Here is a 15,267-nt window from a genome sequence, read left to right on the forward strand (position 1 = left end):
TTTATTCTGAAATTAATTAAACAAAAAGTATATTTGTTTAAAATTAAAAAAGATGAAACACATTTCTAAAGATGATATTTCCCAAATGGAAAAAATTGAAAGACTGAATTTAATCAATTCATGTACCGGCTATAAATCAGCTAATCTTCTTGCTACAAAATCAATAGACGGAAACGCTAATGTAGCTATTTTTAGTAGTGTCACACATTTAGGAAGTAATCCCGCTATGATTGGATTCATAATGAGACCTACAACGGTTACCAGAGACACCTATAAAAACATAAAAGAGACCGGATATTTTACCGTAAACCATATAACTGCTGACATGATTGCCGATGCTCATCATACCTCCGCAAATTATGATATAGGTATATCTGAATTTGACAAGACAAACTTGCAAGAAGAGTATAAAAATGACATTGCCATCCCATTTGTCAAGGGTAGTCCTGTTCAATTGTACTGCAAATATTTGAATGAATATTATATCAAAGAAAACGAGACAATTCATATCATTGCATCGATAGAAAATTTGTTTTTTGATGAAGAGTTAGAACATAAAGATGGATGGTTACAAATTGACAAAGGCAATGTTGTTGCGCTAAATGGGCTTGACGGCTATTGTTTACCTAAACTGATTGACCGTTTTGAATATGCCCGACAAGAAGTTCCCACTACTTCCTTTTACAAAAAATAAAACATGAAAAAGCTTCGATTAATCCTTGGGGATCAACTAAATTTAGAACACACTTGGCTTCAGGAAAAGGATGAAAACACAATTTACCTACTTGCCGAAATGCGTCAGGAGACAGATTATGTAAAACATCACATCCAAAAAGTAGTAGCATTTTTTATGTCGATGCGCAACTTTCATGCAACAATTCAATCACTGGGGCATCAAACCATCTATTTTCAAATTACCGACAAAGAGAATCAACAAGATTTAGAAAAACTCATTGCTGCTAGTCTCGAAAAATATAATATCGAAAAATTTGAATATCAATTACCCGACGAATACAGACTGGATCAGCAGCTAAAAACGATTTGTTCCAATCTGAAAATTGAATCAGAAGCTTTTGACTCCGAACATTTTTATACCACGCGAAGCGAACTTTCTGATTTTTTTCAAGGCAAGAAGTTGTTTTTGATGGAGAATTTTTATCGCAGCATGCGTAAAAAACATCATTTATTAATGGATGGATCAACACCGTTAGGAAACCAATGGAATTTTGATGCCGATAATCGCAAAAAATACAAAGGAGAAGTCCCAGTTCCTATTGAAAAAAATTTTCACACTAATGTTGCTGAAGTTGTTGCACAAATAAAAGATGCTGGTATAACAACTTTTGGAAATATCGATGTCAATAATTTTAGTTGGCCCACTTCACGTGAGCAATCTTTGGAGGTACTAAATTATTTCTGTACTCATCTGCTGAAACATTTTGGGGATTACGAGGATGCGATGCATACTGATGAAAAATTTCTTTTCCATTCCCGTTTGTCTTTTGCTATGAATAGTAAAATGCTTTCGCCAAAAGAAGTAATCGATACCGTGATTACTTTTTACCACGCTAATGAAACTGAAATATCGATCTCACAAGTAGAAGGATTTGTAAGACAAATTCTAGGTTGGCGCGAATACATACGAGGAATTTATTGGAAAGAAATGCCTAATTATGCCCAAATGAATGCCTTGGAAAACACCAATAAGTTACCTGATTTTTTCTGGACAGGTCAAACCAAAATGAATTGCCTGAGCCACGCGATAAATCAAAGTTTAGATGAAGCTTACGCCCACCACATACAGCGACTGATGATTATTGGGAATTTTACATTACTGACACAAATTCATCCTGATGAAGTAGATGCTTGGTATCTTGGGGTATATATTGATGCGATTGAATGGGTCGAAATGCCCAATACCCGCGGCATGTCACAATATGCCGATGGTGGAATTATTGCTACAAAGCCCTATGTTTCTTCCGGGAGTTACATTAATAAAATGAGTAATAATTGTACCAAATGCCACTACAATGTGAAAGAGAAATTTGGAGATAAAGCGTGCCCCTTTAATACGCTATACTGGAATTTTCTGGATGAGAAAAAAGAGTATTTCAAAGGAAACCAACGCATGGGAATGATGATGAATTTATTAAAAAAGATGAATCCTGAAGAATTATATAAAATCAAAGTTAAAGCAAACGAAATCATAACGGATATAAATTCGTATTAACGAAATTAATCAAAAAAAAGAGTAGTTAAATTCTACTGGAACTTAAACACTCTTTTTCATCTCAATACTATATTTATTGTTTTTTGTTTCCGTCAATAATTGCCCCGGTTCCGGCTCCTATACCAGCTCCAGCTACTCCGCCTATTATTGCTCCTTGTACTTTTTTCTTGCTAATAATTGCTCCTGTCGCAGCTCCTACTCCTGCTCCAATCACAGCTCCTTTAGCCGTACTGCTCCAACCTTTCTTCTTCGCAGTTGTCGTCGTACTAGCTCCCTGTTGATCACCGGCTGAAACTTCCTTTTGAGTTTCTAATTTAGTCTCTTCAATTTTAACCATTTCTACCTGCATAGAATCTATAACTCGTTGCTTCTCCATTGCAACTTTCATAGAATCTATGGTGGCTAATTTAGCTTTTTCAATTTCCATCTTGCCTTGGTTTTGACAAGACACCATCACTAAAGATAGTAGTATAAAATATAGTGCTTTCATAATTTGTTTTTTTAATTTGTAATAATCTAAAAGGCTTAAACCGTAAAATCTAGTTAAAAATAAAAACTTTTTCTAACTAAATTACAGAAAATTCTAACTTAAAATTCCTGCTTTTAAAATTTGACCAAATTCGTACATATCTTCAAAAGAGCTGTATAAAGGAACGGGGGCTAGTCGGATAACATTTGGTTCCCGCCAATCTGTGATAACACCATGCTTCATCAAATAATCAAATAAACTGCGGCCTTCTCCATGAAGTAATACAGATAATTGTGATGCTCTTTCTGATGGATTTGATGGCGTTATAATCTCAAAACTACTATCCACTTCTTTATCTATTTCATACAGAACGAATTCTAAATAGGAGGTAATTGCATCTCTTTTTTGAATTAAAGCATTCATTCCAATTTCATCAAACATTTCTACAGACGCTAAATATGGTGCCAAAGAGAGTATTGGAAGATTACTAATTTGCCATCCATCAGCTCCTTGAACAGGATCAAAAGTTTGCTCCATCTTGAAACGACGTTCTTTATTATGTCCCCACCAACCCGCAAACCTTGGCAATTGTGGATTGTTATGGTGTTTTTCGTGAATAAAACATCCTGATGCATTTCCTGGCCCAGAGTTCATGTATTTATAACTACACCAAGCTGCAAAATCCGCATTCCAATCGTGTAATTCAAGCTTGACATTTCCTGCAGCATGCGCTAAATCCCAACCTACATAGGCACCCGCTTTATGACCAGCGGCAGTAATGGTTTTCATATCAAATACTTGTCCCGTGTAATAATTGACACCGCCAATTAAAACTAACGCTAGCTCATTGCCTACTTCTTCAATTTTGGCCAAAACATCTTCTAAACGGATGTTGTGTTCACCATCACGACGCTTAATTTCAACAATTGCATCTTCTGGTTTGTATCCATGAAAATGAACCTGACTTTGAAACATATATTGATCCGAAGGAAATGCTTTTTCTTCGCAAATAATTTTATATCTTGTTTTTGTAGGTTGGTAAAAAGAGACCATCAACAAATGGAGATTCACCGTTAACGTATTCATAACCGTAACTTCGCTTGGAAGCGCACCCACAACCTTACTCAACGGAATAGCAAATCGTTCGTGGTAATCCCACCATGGTTTTTCGCTATAAAAATGTCCTTCAACTGCAAGATTTGCCCAATCATTCATAATTTCATCTACAAAGGCTTTCGTGCGTTTGGGTTGTAATCCCAAAGAGTTTCCAGTGAAATAAATTACCTTTTTACCATTTACCTGCGGAAAAATAAATTCTTCCTGGTATTTATGTAAAGGATCTTGTGCATCTAGTTGTTTTGCAAATTCAAGCGTATTTTTAAAAGTCATGTTTTGTATTTTGTTTTGTAAAAGTAATAAAAAATGACTGATTGCTAATAATCATTTAGCCAATAAAGACCCAATATTTACACTTACTTGCCACTGACTCCTTGATTTAAAGCCGTATTACTATCTAAAAACAGTCGCTTCCTGTTTCTATGTTGCAAGTATTGCTCGCTAATTAACAAAACTTTTTTAGCTCTCCATTACCAATAATTTCAGGTCTTACACCAATTCTCAAAAACTCTTTTTCTGTTTTTACAGTAGTACTAAACTGAGTCATTTAGACATTAAACAGTCAAAAAAACTACTGAACTATGAAATGACATAAGTAATCTATACCAAATTCCTATAAAATCCGTTAATGCCGTATATTTGACAGATCAAAAAAATTAAAGACATGATTAAAAACAGTTTAAATGTTATTATTATCGCTGTCGCAGTGGTAATTTCCTCGTATTTATTTTCAAATGCTTTCCAAAATCGAAATAAAAGTAGTGACACGATAAGTGTTACTGGATCCGGAAAAAAGGATTTTGTATCGGATTTGATTGTTTGGAGCGGTTCTTTTTCTAAAAAAAGTGCCACACTAAAAGAGGCATACGCTGCTTTAGATGCAGACAGAGAGAAAATTAAAAGTTACTTATCCGGCAAAGGAATTGCACCGAATGAAATGGTATTTTCAGCAGTAAATTTTAATAAAGATTTTGAAATAATCTACAACGAAAACGGAACAACCAAACAACAAACTTTTACTGGATTTAACTTGACCCAAAGCGTCAGTATTCAATCTAAGGAAGTAAATAAAATTGAAGAATTATCCAGACAATCTAGTGAATTGATTAACTCTGGTGTAGAATTTTATTCAACGCCACCAGAATATTATTATACAAAACTGGCGGAACTAAAAATAAAGATGATTGCTGAAGCTACAAAAGATGCTAGTATCAGGGCCAAAAGTATTGCTGAAAATGCTGACTCTGGTTTAGGAAATCTAAAAAAAGCAGATATGGGCGTTTTTCAAATTACGGGTCAAAACTCCTCGGAAGATTTTTCGTATGGTGGATTGTTTAACACGGAATCCAAAAACAAAACAGCTAATATTACAGTACGACTGGTGTACCAAGTGAATTAGAATTGATTTCCAATGCAGTATAGTTTAGACTAAAATACTTGATATACAAAATATCGTGTGAGGGATGGAAGCGGCATCCTTTATTTTCCTTTAAGAAAATAAAGATACAGCGCACAGCCCGACCCTTGGGGCACACCCTAAGAAAACTGTGCTAGAATAAAACAAAAAATCTCGCCATTACTGACGAGATTTTGTTATTTAGAATCTAATTTTCAAAATTCCAGAGCGCATTAGATGATCAACATTGCATCACCGTAAGAATAAAATTTATATTCTTTTTCGATTGCTTCTGCGTATGCTTTTTTCATTAAATCATGACCACAAAAAGCAGAAACCATCATTAATAAAGTTGATTTAGGCGTATGAAAATTAGTAATCATACAGGTTGGAATTGTAAATTCATGAGGCGGAAAGACAAATTTATTGGTCCATCCATCAAAAGGATTCAGCGTATTATGTGAACTAACTGAACTTTCTACAGCGCGCATGGATGTTGTTCCTACAGTACAAATTCTTTTCTTCAAAACCTTAGCGTTGTTAACGATATCACATGCTTCTTGAGAGATTTTTAATTCTTCAGAATCCATTTTGTGTTTAGATAAATCCTCAACCTCAACCGGATTAAAAGTTCCCAATCCTACGTGAAGCGTTACTTCGGCAAATTTGATTCCTTTGATTTCCAGTTTTTTCATTAAGTGTTTGGAGAAGTGCAATCCTGCAGTTGGTGCTGCAACAGCACCTTCTTCTTTAGCATAAATGGTTTGGTAACGTTCTGCATCTTCTGGAGTGACATCTCTTGAGATGTATTTTGGAATTGGAGTTTCTCCAAGTTCTGTTAATTTATTTCTGAATTCTTCATAGGAACCGTCGTAAAGGAAACGCAATGTTCTACCGCGAGACGTAGTATTATCAATAACCTCAGCGACTAATGAATCGTCATCTCCAAAATACAATTTGTTTCCAATTCTAATTTTTCGGGCTGGATCAACTAAAACATCCCAAAGTCTTTGTTCTGCATTTAGTTCTCTGAGTAAAAAAACTTCGATTCTTGCTCCTGTTTTTTCTTTATTTCCATACAAACGCGCTGGAAATACTTTGGTATTATTCAGAATTAAAACATCGCCTTCGTCAAAATAATCGATAACATCTTTGAACATTTTATGCTCTATAGTTCCTTTCTTGCGATCAATAACCATTAGACGCGCTTCGTCTCTGTTTTCAGCTGGATATTCGGCAAGAAGTTCTTTTGGTAAATCGAATTGGAAATGTGATAATTTCATCTTAAAAAGTTATAAGTTATGAATTATGAGTTATGTCCTTCGTCTGAGCTTAGGATGACAATCTTAATTCGAGAGTACAAATATACGATTGTGAGATAGGCGTTGTCAAGTGTTTTGCTATTTATTTTTCCTCAGCCCAGCACTCTCCAAAGGAGAGGGAGAAGGAAAACATCTTTTCGCCCAATGAATTATGGAGATGTTACGAAATTTTGAAGCCTAAACTTTTTAAGTCATCCCAAAAATCAGGATAGGATTTAGATACTACTTCGGCGTTTTCGATAATTATTGGCACTTTTAGCGCTAATGGTGCAAATGCCATCGCCATTCTGTGGTCGTTGTAGGTTGCAATTTTAATATTAGGATTAATTTTATTTGAAGCCACAAGCGTCAGGCTATCATTAGTAACTACAATATTTGCCCCTAGTTTTGTGAGCTCAATATTGAGTGCTTCTAACCTATCGGTTTCTTTAATTTTCAAGGTATGCAAACCTGTTAGATGGCAACCTATTCCTAACCCTAGGCAAGTAACTACAATGGTTTGGGCAATATCTGGCGTGTTGTTTAACTCAAGGTTTAAAGTTTCAGGTTTAAAGTTACTATCCTTTGTAAGTGTTAACGAGTTATTTTCGAATCGAGAATCAACACCCATTTGTTTGTATATTTCCACCAAAGCAGAATCACCTTGTAGGCTGTTTTCTTTGTAACTATTTATAGTAACCGAAGCTGTATCGGCAAGGGCTACCAAACTAAAAAAGTATGAAGCCGAACTCCAATCGGATTCTACGGTCATTACTTTTGATACTACTGCTTGTTTTGGATAAACGGTAATTACATTTCCTTCAAAACTAGTTTTAATATCCAAATCATTCAACAAAGCCAGGGTCATTTTGATATAAGGAACCGAAGTAATTTCGCCTATTAAGGTAATTTCAATACCGTTTTCTAATTTCGGCGCTACTAATAACAATGCAGATATGTATTGACTACTTACATTTGCAGGAATACTCACTTTATGATTCGTTATTTTTTGTCCTTTGATCCGTATTGGAGGATATCCAACTTCTTTTTCATACGAGATTTTTGCCCCTAATTGTTCTAAGGCCTCCACTAAAACTTGTATGGGACGCTCGGTCATTCGTTGGGAGCCAGTCAATACTACTTCGCGACCTTCATTTACAGCAAAATAAGCTGTCAAGAAACGCATTGCTGTTCCCGCATGATGAATATCAACTATTTGCTCGTTCCCTTTCAATGCTTTTTGCATGACTTCACTGTCGTCCGAGTTGGAAGTATTGGCCAATGCAATATTTGGAAACAAAGCTTGTAATAAAAGTAGTCGGTTAGTTTCGCTTTTTGAACCTGTAATATTTAGTTGTGAATTATCAATTGTGAATTGTGAATTCGTGCTTAATTTTAAATTCATGTGATGAATTATGAGTTGTGAATTATGAATTATCAGTAGTTTAATTCAAGTGCGCAATTTAGCACTCCGCATTTATAATTCATAATTTAAAATTCACAAATTATTTGAGTTTTTCATTGTTTTTGTGACGATCTTTATCTCGAATGGATTTCAGATCCATTTTTTTATCAAAAGCGTCTTGTAAATCGATTCCGGTTTGGTTAGCCAAACACATCACTACAAAAACTACATCGGCTAATTCTTCGCCAAGATCTTTGTTTTTATCGCTTTCCTTCTCAGATTGCTCGCCATAACGACGGGCTATGATTCTGGCAACTTCGCCTACTTCTTCCGTAAGTTGTGCCATATTGGTCAATTCGTTAAAATAACGAACGCCATGTTCTTTGATCCAAGTGTCAACGTCTTTTTGGGAATTTTTTAAGTTCATTTTACTCTTTATTTTTACTGTCAATTACTATTGTTACAGGACCATCATTTAATAAAAGTACTTTCATATCAGCACCAAATATGCCTGTTTGCACTTTTTTACCCAATTCTTTTTCTAACTGAAGTACAAAATTTTCATACAACGGAATGGCGGTTTCCGGTTTAGAGGATTTGATATAGGATGGGCGATTTCCTTTTTTGGTAGCGGCGTGCAGTGTAAATTGACTTACCACAATGATATCGCCATTTATATCTTTGACAGATAAATTCATCACGTCATTTTCATCACCAAAAATGCGAATATTGGCTATTTTTGTTGCTAACCAATTAATATCTTCTTGATTATCTATATCTTCAATTCCAACCAAGACCAATAATCCTTTCTGAATATCGGCTACGATTTTAGTATCTATAGTTACGGAAGCGGAAGAAACTCTTTGAATTACAACCTTCATAGCCCTCTAATCCCCGAAGGGAAAATTACAACGTGAATAAAAAAACCAATCATATTTCAAAAATTAAGAAAGTCATTAAATGCCAACCTATTTAATCACTACTTTTAGAGTTCTCCCTTCGGGGGTTAAGGCTTATTCCCTCGTTTTATCGCTGATTATACGATCCTCATTATAAATATCTGTACGGTAATTTTCATCATCTCCTTCCAGAATTTTGAGGTAACTTTTATAACGTGACCAAGCTATTTCATCTTTTTCTAAAGCTGATTTTATAGCACAATGTGGCTCGTCTTTATGTAAACAATTGTTGAACTTACATTGGTCTTTCAATTTAAAAAATTCAGGAAAATAGCCACTGATTTCTTCTTTTTCCATATCTACAATTCCAAAACCTTTGATACCTGGAGTATCAATAATTTTAGCGTCAAAAGACAAATCGTACATTTCAGCAAAAGTTGTCGTGTGTTGCCCTTGTTTGCTGGCTTCTGAAATTGTTTTAGTTTTTAAATGCAAAGAAGGCTCCATTGCGTTTACCAATGTTGATTTCCCCACACCAGAATGTCCAGAGAACATGCTCACTTTTCCAATCATCATTGCTTTCAATTCTTCAATTCCTTTCATTTCAGTCGAAGAAACACGCAAACATTGATACCCAATTTCTTGATAGACATGTTGCATGTACAATTGTTCGTCTAGCGTAGCATCATCAAAAGTATCAATTTTATTAAAAACTAATATTGTTTCAATGCCATACGCTTCGGCTGTAACCAGAAAACGGTCAATAAAATTAAAAGTTGTAGGCGGATTATTTATTGTAACCAACAAGAAAACACGATCAATATTAGACGCAATAATATGCATCTGATGCGATAAATTCACTGATTTCCGAACGATATAATTCTTCCTATCATGAATTTTATTAATCGTTCCCGTCACAGTATCGGATGATTCTTCTAGTTCATAATCCACAACATCGCCTACAGCAATAGGATTGGTACTTTTGATCCCTTTAATACGAAACTTCCCTTTCATACGGCATTCAATAAAATCACCTTGTTCGGATTTTACGGTGTACCAACTTCCTGTAGATTTATAAACGAGTCCTGTCATAGAGGATTAATTGATTGAAGATTAACGTATTTAAATTTCTGAATATAAATCTAATACTTTGCAAAGATAATTCTTTGTTTTAGGTTTTTCCTGCAGCTTTCATATAAAGTTTATTATTTTTTACTACCAACAAAATGACGCCCTTTAAAACAGAAAAAATCCCCATAACTTGAAAAATCATGGGGATTTATACTTAGAGAAACACTCTAATAATTTTCTTTTTATTTTTTTATTCCATAAGGAAAATTGCGACCTACTTTTCGCATCATTCTTTCCATGACAGCATTTGCAGAACTCATTACGTCTTCATTCATTTCTTTGTAAAACCTCCATAGTAGATCTCCATCAGCTCCATTGTAAACATTCATTGTCATTTCTCCACTGGCAACTTTTCCCGTTCCAAAACCAATTAAAAGTGTTTTTGCTATTGCTAATCCCTCACTACTAGTTTTTTCATAAGCATAACCACATTTTATTACTGCATCAACGCCCAGGATTTTAGCAAGTGCATCCGGAGTCATTTCGTCTATTTTATCAAAAACTTCGCTTTGTTTCAACAGTACATTTGTTCTTTCTACATCCTGAACGGTAACCGTATAGTCAGCAGATTTTCTCAAAAGATAGGTGTACATTCCTGATTGTAGGTTGGAACCTAATTTTCTTTCTTCGTCTCTGTTTGTTTGCGCATCGAAATTTTTAGGCAATCGTTTGTACGAAATTGATGCTTTAAATGGCAAAATTGCAACCGTTTTATGTTCTGACGTTAACTGAACTAATTTAGGAGATTCAAAAATTTGTTTTGAGCCTTCAAATTGCGCTAACATTAGGGTTGTAGTCAACAAGCAGCTAAGTAATAATGTGATTTTTTTCATAATAGTAAATTGGTTTAAGGTTACCACAATACTACAAAAAAACCTACAAACATTTGTAGGTTTTAATAAAAAATTATTTACTTAAATTTTTTTACGAATTCAATACTTTTTCTTGATGTCCAATACTTTCCTGGTGGATCGCTTTGAACATTTTAAGTACAAACTCCTCTGTCAAGCCTTTTTTCTCACCCTCTAAAATCATTTTTCCTAAGATTTCGTTCCAGCGATTGTTTTGCAACACAGCAACATTCGCCTCTTTTTTCACCTGTCCTATTTGATCCGCAACTTTCATTCGTTTGCCCAACAGTTCTACTAAGTTAGAATCTAAAACATCAATATTTGCTCTCAATTTTGTCATTTTTTTGGCAAATTCATCCGTTTCATCATTTACTTTTCTCACTTTCAAATCTTTGAAAATTTGTTTCAAAGCATCTGGTGTTACTTGTTGCGCTGCATCACTCCAAGCATTATCTGGATCAATATGAGTCTCGATGATCATTCCATCATAGTTCAAATCTAATGCTTCCTGAGTCACTTCAAGAATCATATCACGGTTCCCTGTAATATGGGATGGATCAATGATCAAAGGTAAATCAGGAAATTTATTTTGTAATTCGATCGCAATCTGCCATTCAGGAATATTTCTATATTTTGTTTTTTCGTAGGTAGAAAAACCTCTGTGAATAACACCTAAATTTTTAATTCCTGCAGCATGCAAACGCTCCACACCACCCAGCCACAAAGCCATATCTGGATTTACCGGATTCTTAACCAATACAATTTTATCAGTTCCTTTTAATGTATCTGCAATTTCCTGAACTGCAAACGGATTTGCTGTAGTACGAGCACCAACCCACAAAACATCAATATCATGCTCCAAAGCCAATTTACAATGAGCTGCAGTAGCCACTTCAGTTCCCATTAGCAATCCAGTTTCTGCTTTTGCTTTTTGCAACCATTTCAATCCTATTGCTCCTACTCCCTCAAATCCTCCCGGACGCGTTCTTGGTTTCCAAATTCCTGCTCTAAAAACACTCACATCAGAGTCTTTCAATTCATGTGCAATTTTCAGCACTTGGTCTTCTGTTTCAGCACTACATGGCCCTGCGATCACAAATGGATGAGTCAAATTGAATTCATTCAACCAATTTCTCATTTCTTTCTTATTTTCCATCTTTTCTAATTTTATTGTTTTATTGTGTGTTGTTCTTTTTGCTGTTCACTGTTCCCAAAACTTCGGGATAAACATTGATTACTTGTTTATATTAATTCCGTTTAATATTTCCTTTATTTTATTGACACTTTCCATTTCATTGTAAATTGCCTCGTAATCTTCTTTTTCTAATAAATCCTTAAATTTTGACAAATTCAAAATATATTCTTCTAATGTTTTTACCACCTGTTTCCTGTTTTGTCTAAAAATAGGCGTCCACATGGCAGGAGAACTTTTAGCCAAACGAACGGTACTTTCAAAACCAGAACCTGCCATATCAAAAATATCTTGCTCATCCTTCTCTTTGTCAATTACCGTTTTTCCTAACATAAAAGCACTAATGTGCGATAAATGTGATACGTAAGCAATGTGTTTGTCATGTGATTTTGGATCCATATATCGAATCCGCATTCCCATTGCCTTAAATAATTCCAGCGCTTTTTCTTGTAATTTGAAAGTCGTTTTTTCAACCTCACAAATAATATTCGTTTTTCCCTGAAACAAACCTTTGATTGCGGCCGCAGGTCCTGAAAATTCTGTTCCCGCGATAGGATGCGTCGCTATAAAATTTCTTCTTTTGGGATGATTAGCAACAACCTCACAAACAGGAATTTTAGTCGAACCTACCTCAAAAACAATCGTTTGATCCCCAATAACATCCAACACTTTTGGTAAAACCATCAACGTTGCATCCACCGGAACCGAGACGATCACAAAATCCGCGTCAGATAAATCTTCAATTGTAGCGGCTTCATCTACAACTCCTAACGCAATGGCTTCTGCTAAATGACTTTCGTTACTGTCAATCCCATATATTGTGGCTTCCGGATACAGCGCTTTAATGTCCAAAACCATCGAACCACCTATTAATCCTATTCCTATTACGTATATTTTCATTTCTTATTTTTTGTAGCTAATCCTGCTATTCGTTGCAATCTTTTACTTTTTAAGGAAAAAGTAAAAGGATTTCCACTGCTATCAGGGCTAGGCATCTCGTGATCCTGAAATTTATTTTTCTTTAAACGATTTCACTTTTCTTGAACTATAATAAAACACCATACAATCACGTCTCTATCTCATTCCCCGTCGGGAGTCAGCGGGCTAAATCTATCAATTGCCTCTTGCACTTTTTCCTCTTTTACGCACAACGCAAATCGAACGTAACCTTCCCCATTAGAACCAAAAATAGTCCCCGGTGCAATAAATAGATGTTTTTCATATAATATTTCATTAATAAACTCCTCCGAAGATGTAATGCCCTCTGGCAATTTTGCCCAAACGAACAATCCAACGCCTTCCTTATATACTTTACATCCCAATTTTTCAGCTAATAGTTCCGTCAAAATCCTGCGTTTTTTATAAATCACATTCATTGAATCAAACCAAGTCGTGTCACTTTTCAAGGCTGCAATCGCTCCTTTTTGAATTCCATAAAACATGCCGCTGTCCATATTGCTTTTCACCTTCAAAACAGCATCAATACAAGCAGCATTTCCTAACAACATTCCTACTCTCCAGCCCGCCATATTAAAGGTCTTGCTCAATGAATTCAATTCTAATGCCACGTCTTTTGCTCCTGCAACCTGCAACAAACTCATCGGATTGTCATTCAAAACAAAACTATACGGATTATCATTAATTAATAGTATCTGATTTTTTTTGGCGAAAGCCACCAAAGTTGAAAATAACTCTAAACTTCCTCTGGCTCCCGTTGGCATGTGCGGATAGCCAATCCACATAATTTTCACTTTAGACAAATCTAATTTTTCTAAAGCTTCAAAATCTGGCTCCCAGTTATTTTCTTCTTTTAAATCATAATAAACAGGTACTGCTCCCACTAAATTTGTCACCGAAGTATACGTTGGATATCCTGGATTTGGAATTAAGACCTGATCTCCTTCGTTCAAAAAAGCCATCGAAACATGCATAATCCCTTCTTTGGAACCCATTAAAGGCAGAATTTCATTGACTGGATTTAGTGCTACATGATAATTATTTTGATAAAAATCAGCAACCCCTTGTCGCAATTCCGGCAACCCCTGATAACTCTGATATTGATGTGCATTTTCATCCTGCATACCCAAAACCAATGCCTCAATCACGGCTTGGGATGGATGCAAATCCGGACTTCCAATCCCCATATTGATAATTGGTTTCCCCTCGGAGGCCAGTTGTCTTACCTCTCTCAATTTAGAGGAGAAATAGTATTCTTCAATTGTATCGAGACGTTTTGCTGTTGTAATCATTATTTTATTTTAAATTTCATCTAAATCAGCCTTACCCTAATGCTCCATTCGGAGGTTACGGGCCTTATAATTTGGTGTTTTTATATTCGCCTAATACTTTGAAATATTCGGCCATAATAATTAATAACGACTTTGCTTTTGCATAATCCTCATACTTCTCAAAAGTAATATCTACAAAAAAGGAATATTTCCAAGGTGTTTCTATTTTTGGCAACGACTGTATTTTGGTTAAATTCAATTTACAATCGCTCATTACATTCAATACGGCCGCAAGACTCCCGCGCTTGTGATCCAATTCAAATTTAATAGACGCTCTGTTAATTTCTTTTTCGGGCACAAAAGAATTCTCTTTTTTGATCACCACAAAACGTGTCATATTGTTTTTTATGGTTTGAATATCAGGTGATAAAATTTCTAGATCATACATAGCAGCAGCTGTCACACTTGCTATTGCAGCAATTCCTTTCAATTGTTTTTCCTGAATTCTACGTGCTGTTTCGGCAGTATCTTTATCTTCAACTAATTTTATATTTGGATATTTTTTCAGGAATTCCATACATTGCAAAATAGCCATAGGATGTGAATGTACTTCTTGAATATCTTCTATTTTTTGACCTTTTAAGGCCATTAAATTTTGATGAATTGTTAGATAATGCTCTCCTATTATGTGCAAATTATTCTTGTCAATTAATGCATAATTTGGAATAATTGGACCTGCAATAGAATTTTCTATCGCCATAACTGCCTGATCTGATTTGCCAGAGAGCAAATTATCTACTAATTCTTCAAAGGATAAACATTCGTCAATAGCAACCGCCTGACTGAAATATTCCTGTGCCACCTGATGGTGAAATGAGCCTATTATACCTTGTATTCCAATTATCTCATTCATTCTTTACCCTTTTAAACAAAAAAAATCCCGATTCACATCGGGATTGTATATTTATAGTATCAATTTAATTTTATAATCAAATAACCATACAACAATCCCTTTCAACTTTCCAGAAGAAATAATAAGAGTTGCTAAA

At 35.0% G+C, this 15,267-nt stretch carries 15 protein-coding genes; 3 read left to right on the forward strand and 12 right to left on the reverse strand.

Annotated elements, in window-relative coordinates; all coding sequences use genetic code 11:
• Window positions 1-52 precede the first annotated feature (52 nt).
• The gene (locus tag ACEN2F_RS08920) at window positions 53-694 is read left to right on the forward strand and encodes a flavin reductase family protein (RefSeq protein WP_441738062.1); all 642 of its coding nucleotides are present in this window, start codon (window positions 53-55) and stop codon (window positions 692-694) included.
• Window positions 695-697: 3 nt separating this feature from the next.
• The gene (locus ACEN2F_RS08925) at window positions 698-2,230 is read left to right on the forward strand and encodes a cryptochrome/photolyase family protein (protein WP_441738064.1); all 1,533 of its coding nucleotides are present in this window, start codon (window positions 698-700) and stop codon (window positions 2,228-2,230) included.
• 73 nt (window positions 2,231-2,303) lie between these two features.
• Here ACEN2F_RS08925 and ACEN2F_RS08930 read toward each other — a convergent pair whose 3' ends face one another.
• Together ACEN2F_RS08930 and kynU are read right to left on the reverse strand one after the other, a co-directional pair.
• Entirely contained in the window at window positions 2,304-2,720 is a 417-nt protein-coding gene (locus ACEN2F_RS08930; protein WP_441738065.1) for a glycine zipper family protein, read from the reverse strand.
• A 93-nt stretch (window positions 2,721-2,813) separates the two neighbouring features.
• Complete coding sequence (kynU, locus tag ACEN2F_RS08935; protein ID WP_441738067.1) at window positions 2,814-4,088, reverse strand: kynureninase; 1,275 nt, start codon at window positions 4,086-4,088, stop codon at window positions 2,814-2,816.
• Between the two features lie 391 nt (window positions 4,089-4,479).
• On the opposite strand from kynU, the gene ACEN2F_RS08940 reads away from it, so the two are divergent.
• Window positions 4,480-5,214: an SIMPL domain-containing protein gene (locus ACEN2F_RS08940; protein ID WP_441738069.1), complete on the forward strand. Its 735-nt coding sequence runs from the start codon at window positions 4,480-4,482 to the stop codon at window positions 5,212-5,214.
• A 230-nt stretch (window positions 5,215-5,444) separates the two neighbouring features.
• On the opposite strand, the gene queA is transcribed toward ACEN2F_RS08940, so the two are convergent.
• From queA to ACEN2F_RS08990, 10 genes are all read right to left on the reverse strand, one after another.
• Window positions 5,445-6,494, reverse strand: coding sequence for a tRNA preQ1(34) S-adenosylmethionine ribosyltransferase-isomerase QueA (gene queA / locus ACEN2F_RS08945; protein ID WP_441738071.1), 1,050 nt, complete (start codon window positions 6,492-6,494; stop codon window positions 5,445-5,447).
• A 199-nt stretch (window positions 6,495-6,693) separates the two neighbouring features.
• Window positions 6,694-7,917 carry a 3-phosphoshikimate 1-carboxyvinyltransferase gene (gene aroA, locus ACEN2F_RS08950; protein ID WP_441738073.1) on the reverse strand — a complete coding sequence of 408 codons (1,224 nt, stop codon included), beginning with the start codon at window positions 7,915-7,917 and terminating at the stop codon, window positions 6,694-6,696.
• Window positions 7,918-8,017: 100 nt separating this feature from the next.
• Window positions 8,018-8,344 carry a nucleotide pyrophosphohydrolase gene (locus tag ACEN2F_RS08955; protein ID WP_441738075.1) on the reverse strand — a complete coding sequence of 109 codons (327 nt, stop codon included), beginning with the start codon at window positions 8,342-8,344 and terminating at the stop codon, window positions 8,018-8,020.
• Between the two features lies 1 nt (window position 8,345).
• Entirely contained in the window at window positions 8,346-8,798 is a 453-nt protein-coding gene (gene dtd, locus ACEN2F_RS08960; RefSeq protein ID WP_441738077.1) for a D-aminoacyl-tRNA deacylase, read from the reverse strand.
• A gap of 132 nt (window positions 8,799-8,930) precedes the next feature.
• Window positions 8,931-9,908 carry a ribosome small subunit-dependent GTPase A gene (gene rsgA / locus ACEN2F_RS08965; RefSeq protein ID WP_441738078.1) on the reverse strand — a complete coding sequence of 326 codons (978 nt, stop codon included), beginning with the start codon at window positions 9,906-9,908 and terminating at the stop codon, window positions 8,931-8,933.
• Window positions 9,909-10,129: 221 nt separating this feature from the next.
• Entirely contained in the window at window positions 10,130-10,780 is a 651-nt protein-coding gene (locus ACEN2F_RS08970) for a hypothetical protein (RefSeq protein WP_441738080.1), read from the reverse strand.
• 91 nt (window positions 10,781-10,871) lie between these two features.
• Window positions 10,872-11,954, reverse strand: a complete 1,083-nt coding sequence (locus ACEN2F_RS08975) for a chorismate mutase (protein WP_441738082.1) — start codon at window positions 11,952-11,954, stop codon at window positions 10,872-10,874.
• A 78-nt stretch (window positions 11,955-12,032) separates the two neighbouring features.
• A complete protein-coding gene (locus tag ACEN2F_RS08980) occupies window positions 12,033-12,890 on the reverse strand; it encodes a prephenate dehydrogenase (RefSeq protein WP_441738084.1) in 858 nt (285 codons plus the stop codon).
• 179 nt (window positions 12,891-13,069) lie between these two features.
• Window positions 13,070-14,239: a pyridoxal phosphate-dependent aminotransferase gene (locus tag ACEN2F_RS08985; RefSeq protein WP_441738086.1), complete on the reverse strand. Its 1,170-nt coding sequence runs from the start codon at window positions 14,237-14,239 to the stop codon at window positions 13,070-13,072.
• Window positions 14,240-14,303: 64 nt separating this feature from the next.
• Window positions 14,304-15,131, reverse strand: coding sequence for a prephenate dehydratase (locus tag ACEN2F_RS08990; RefSeq protein ID WP_441738088.1), 828 nt, complete (start codon window positions 15,129-15,131; stop codon window positions 14,304-14,306).
• Between the last annotated feature and the right edge of the window lie 136 nt (window positions 15,132-15,267).

Source organism: Flavobacterium sp. W20_MBD1_R3 (assembly GCF_052119725.1).
In the GTDB taxonomy this organism is placed as follows: domain Bacteria; phylum Bacteroidota; class Bacteroidia; order Flavobacteriales; family Flavobacteriaceae; genus Flavobacterium.

Excerpts from the sequence above, each read along its gene's own strand:
- ACEN2F_RS08920 (WP_441738062.1), top strand. The coding sequence starts at position 53 with ATGAAACACATTTCTAAAGATGATATTTCCCAAATGGAAAAAATTGAA.
- ACEN2F_RS08925 (WP_441738064.1), top strand. The coding sequence starts at position 698 with ATGAAAAAGCTTCGATTAATCCTTGGGGATCAACTAAATTTAGAACAC.
- ACEN2F_RS08930 (WP_441738065.1), bottom strand. The coding sequence starts at position 2,720 with ATGAAAGCACTATATTTTATACTACTATCTTTAGTGATGGTGTCTTGT.
- kynU (WP_441738067.1), bottom strand. The coding sequence starts at position 4,088 with ATGACTTTTAAAAATACGCTTGAATTTGCAAAACAACTAGATGCACAA.
- ACEN2F_RS08940 (WP_441738069.1), top strand. The coding sequence starts at position 4,480 with ATGATTAAAAACAGTTTAAATGTTATTATTATCGCTGTCGCAGTGGTA.
- queA (WP_441738071.1), bottom strand. The coding sequence starts at position 6,494 with ATGAAATTATCACATTTCCAATTCGATTTACCAAAAGAACTTCTTGCC.
- aroA (WP_441738073.1), bottom strand. The coding sequence starts at position 7,917 with ATGAATTTAAAATTAAGCACGAATTCACAATTCACAATTGATAATTCA.
- ACEN2F_RS08955 (WP_441738075.1), bottom strand. The coding sequence starts at position 8,344 with ATGAACTTAAAAAATTCCCAAAAAGACGTTGACACTTGGATCAAAGAA.
- dtd (WP_441738077.1), bottom strand. The coding sequence starts at position 8,798 with ATGAAGGTTGTAATTCAAAGAGTTTCTTCCGCTTCCGTAACTATAGAT.
- rsgA (WP_441738078.1), bottom strand. The coding sequence starts at position 9,908 with ATGACAGGACTCGTTTATAAATCTACAGGAAGTTGGTACACCGTAAAA.
- ACEN2F_RS08970 (WP_441738080.1), bottom strand. The coding sequence starts at position 10,780 with ATGAAAAAAATCACATTATTACTTAGCTGCTTGTTGACTACAACCCTA.
- ACEN2F_RS08975 (WP_441738082.1), bottom strand. The coding sequence starts at position 11,954 with ATGGAAAATAAGAAAGAAATGAGAAATTGGTTGAATGAATTCAATTTG.
- ACEN2F_RS08980 (WP_441738084.1), bottom strand. The coding sequence starts at position 12,890 with ATGAAAATATACGTAATAGGAATAGGATTAATAGGTGGTTCGATGGTT.
- ACEN2F_RS08985 (WP_441738086.1), bottom strand. The coding sequence starts at position 14,239 with ATGATTACAACAGCAAAACGTCTCGATACAATTGAAGAATACTATTTC.
- ACEN2F_RS08990 (WP_441738088.1), bottom strand. The coding sequence starts at position 15,131 with ATGAATGAGATAATTGGAATACAAGGTATAATAGGCTCATTTCACCAT.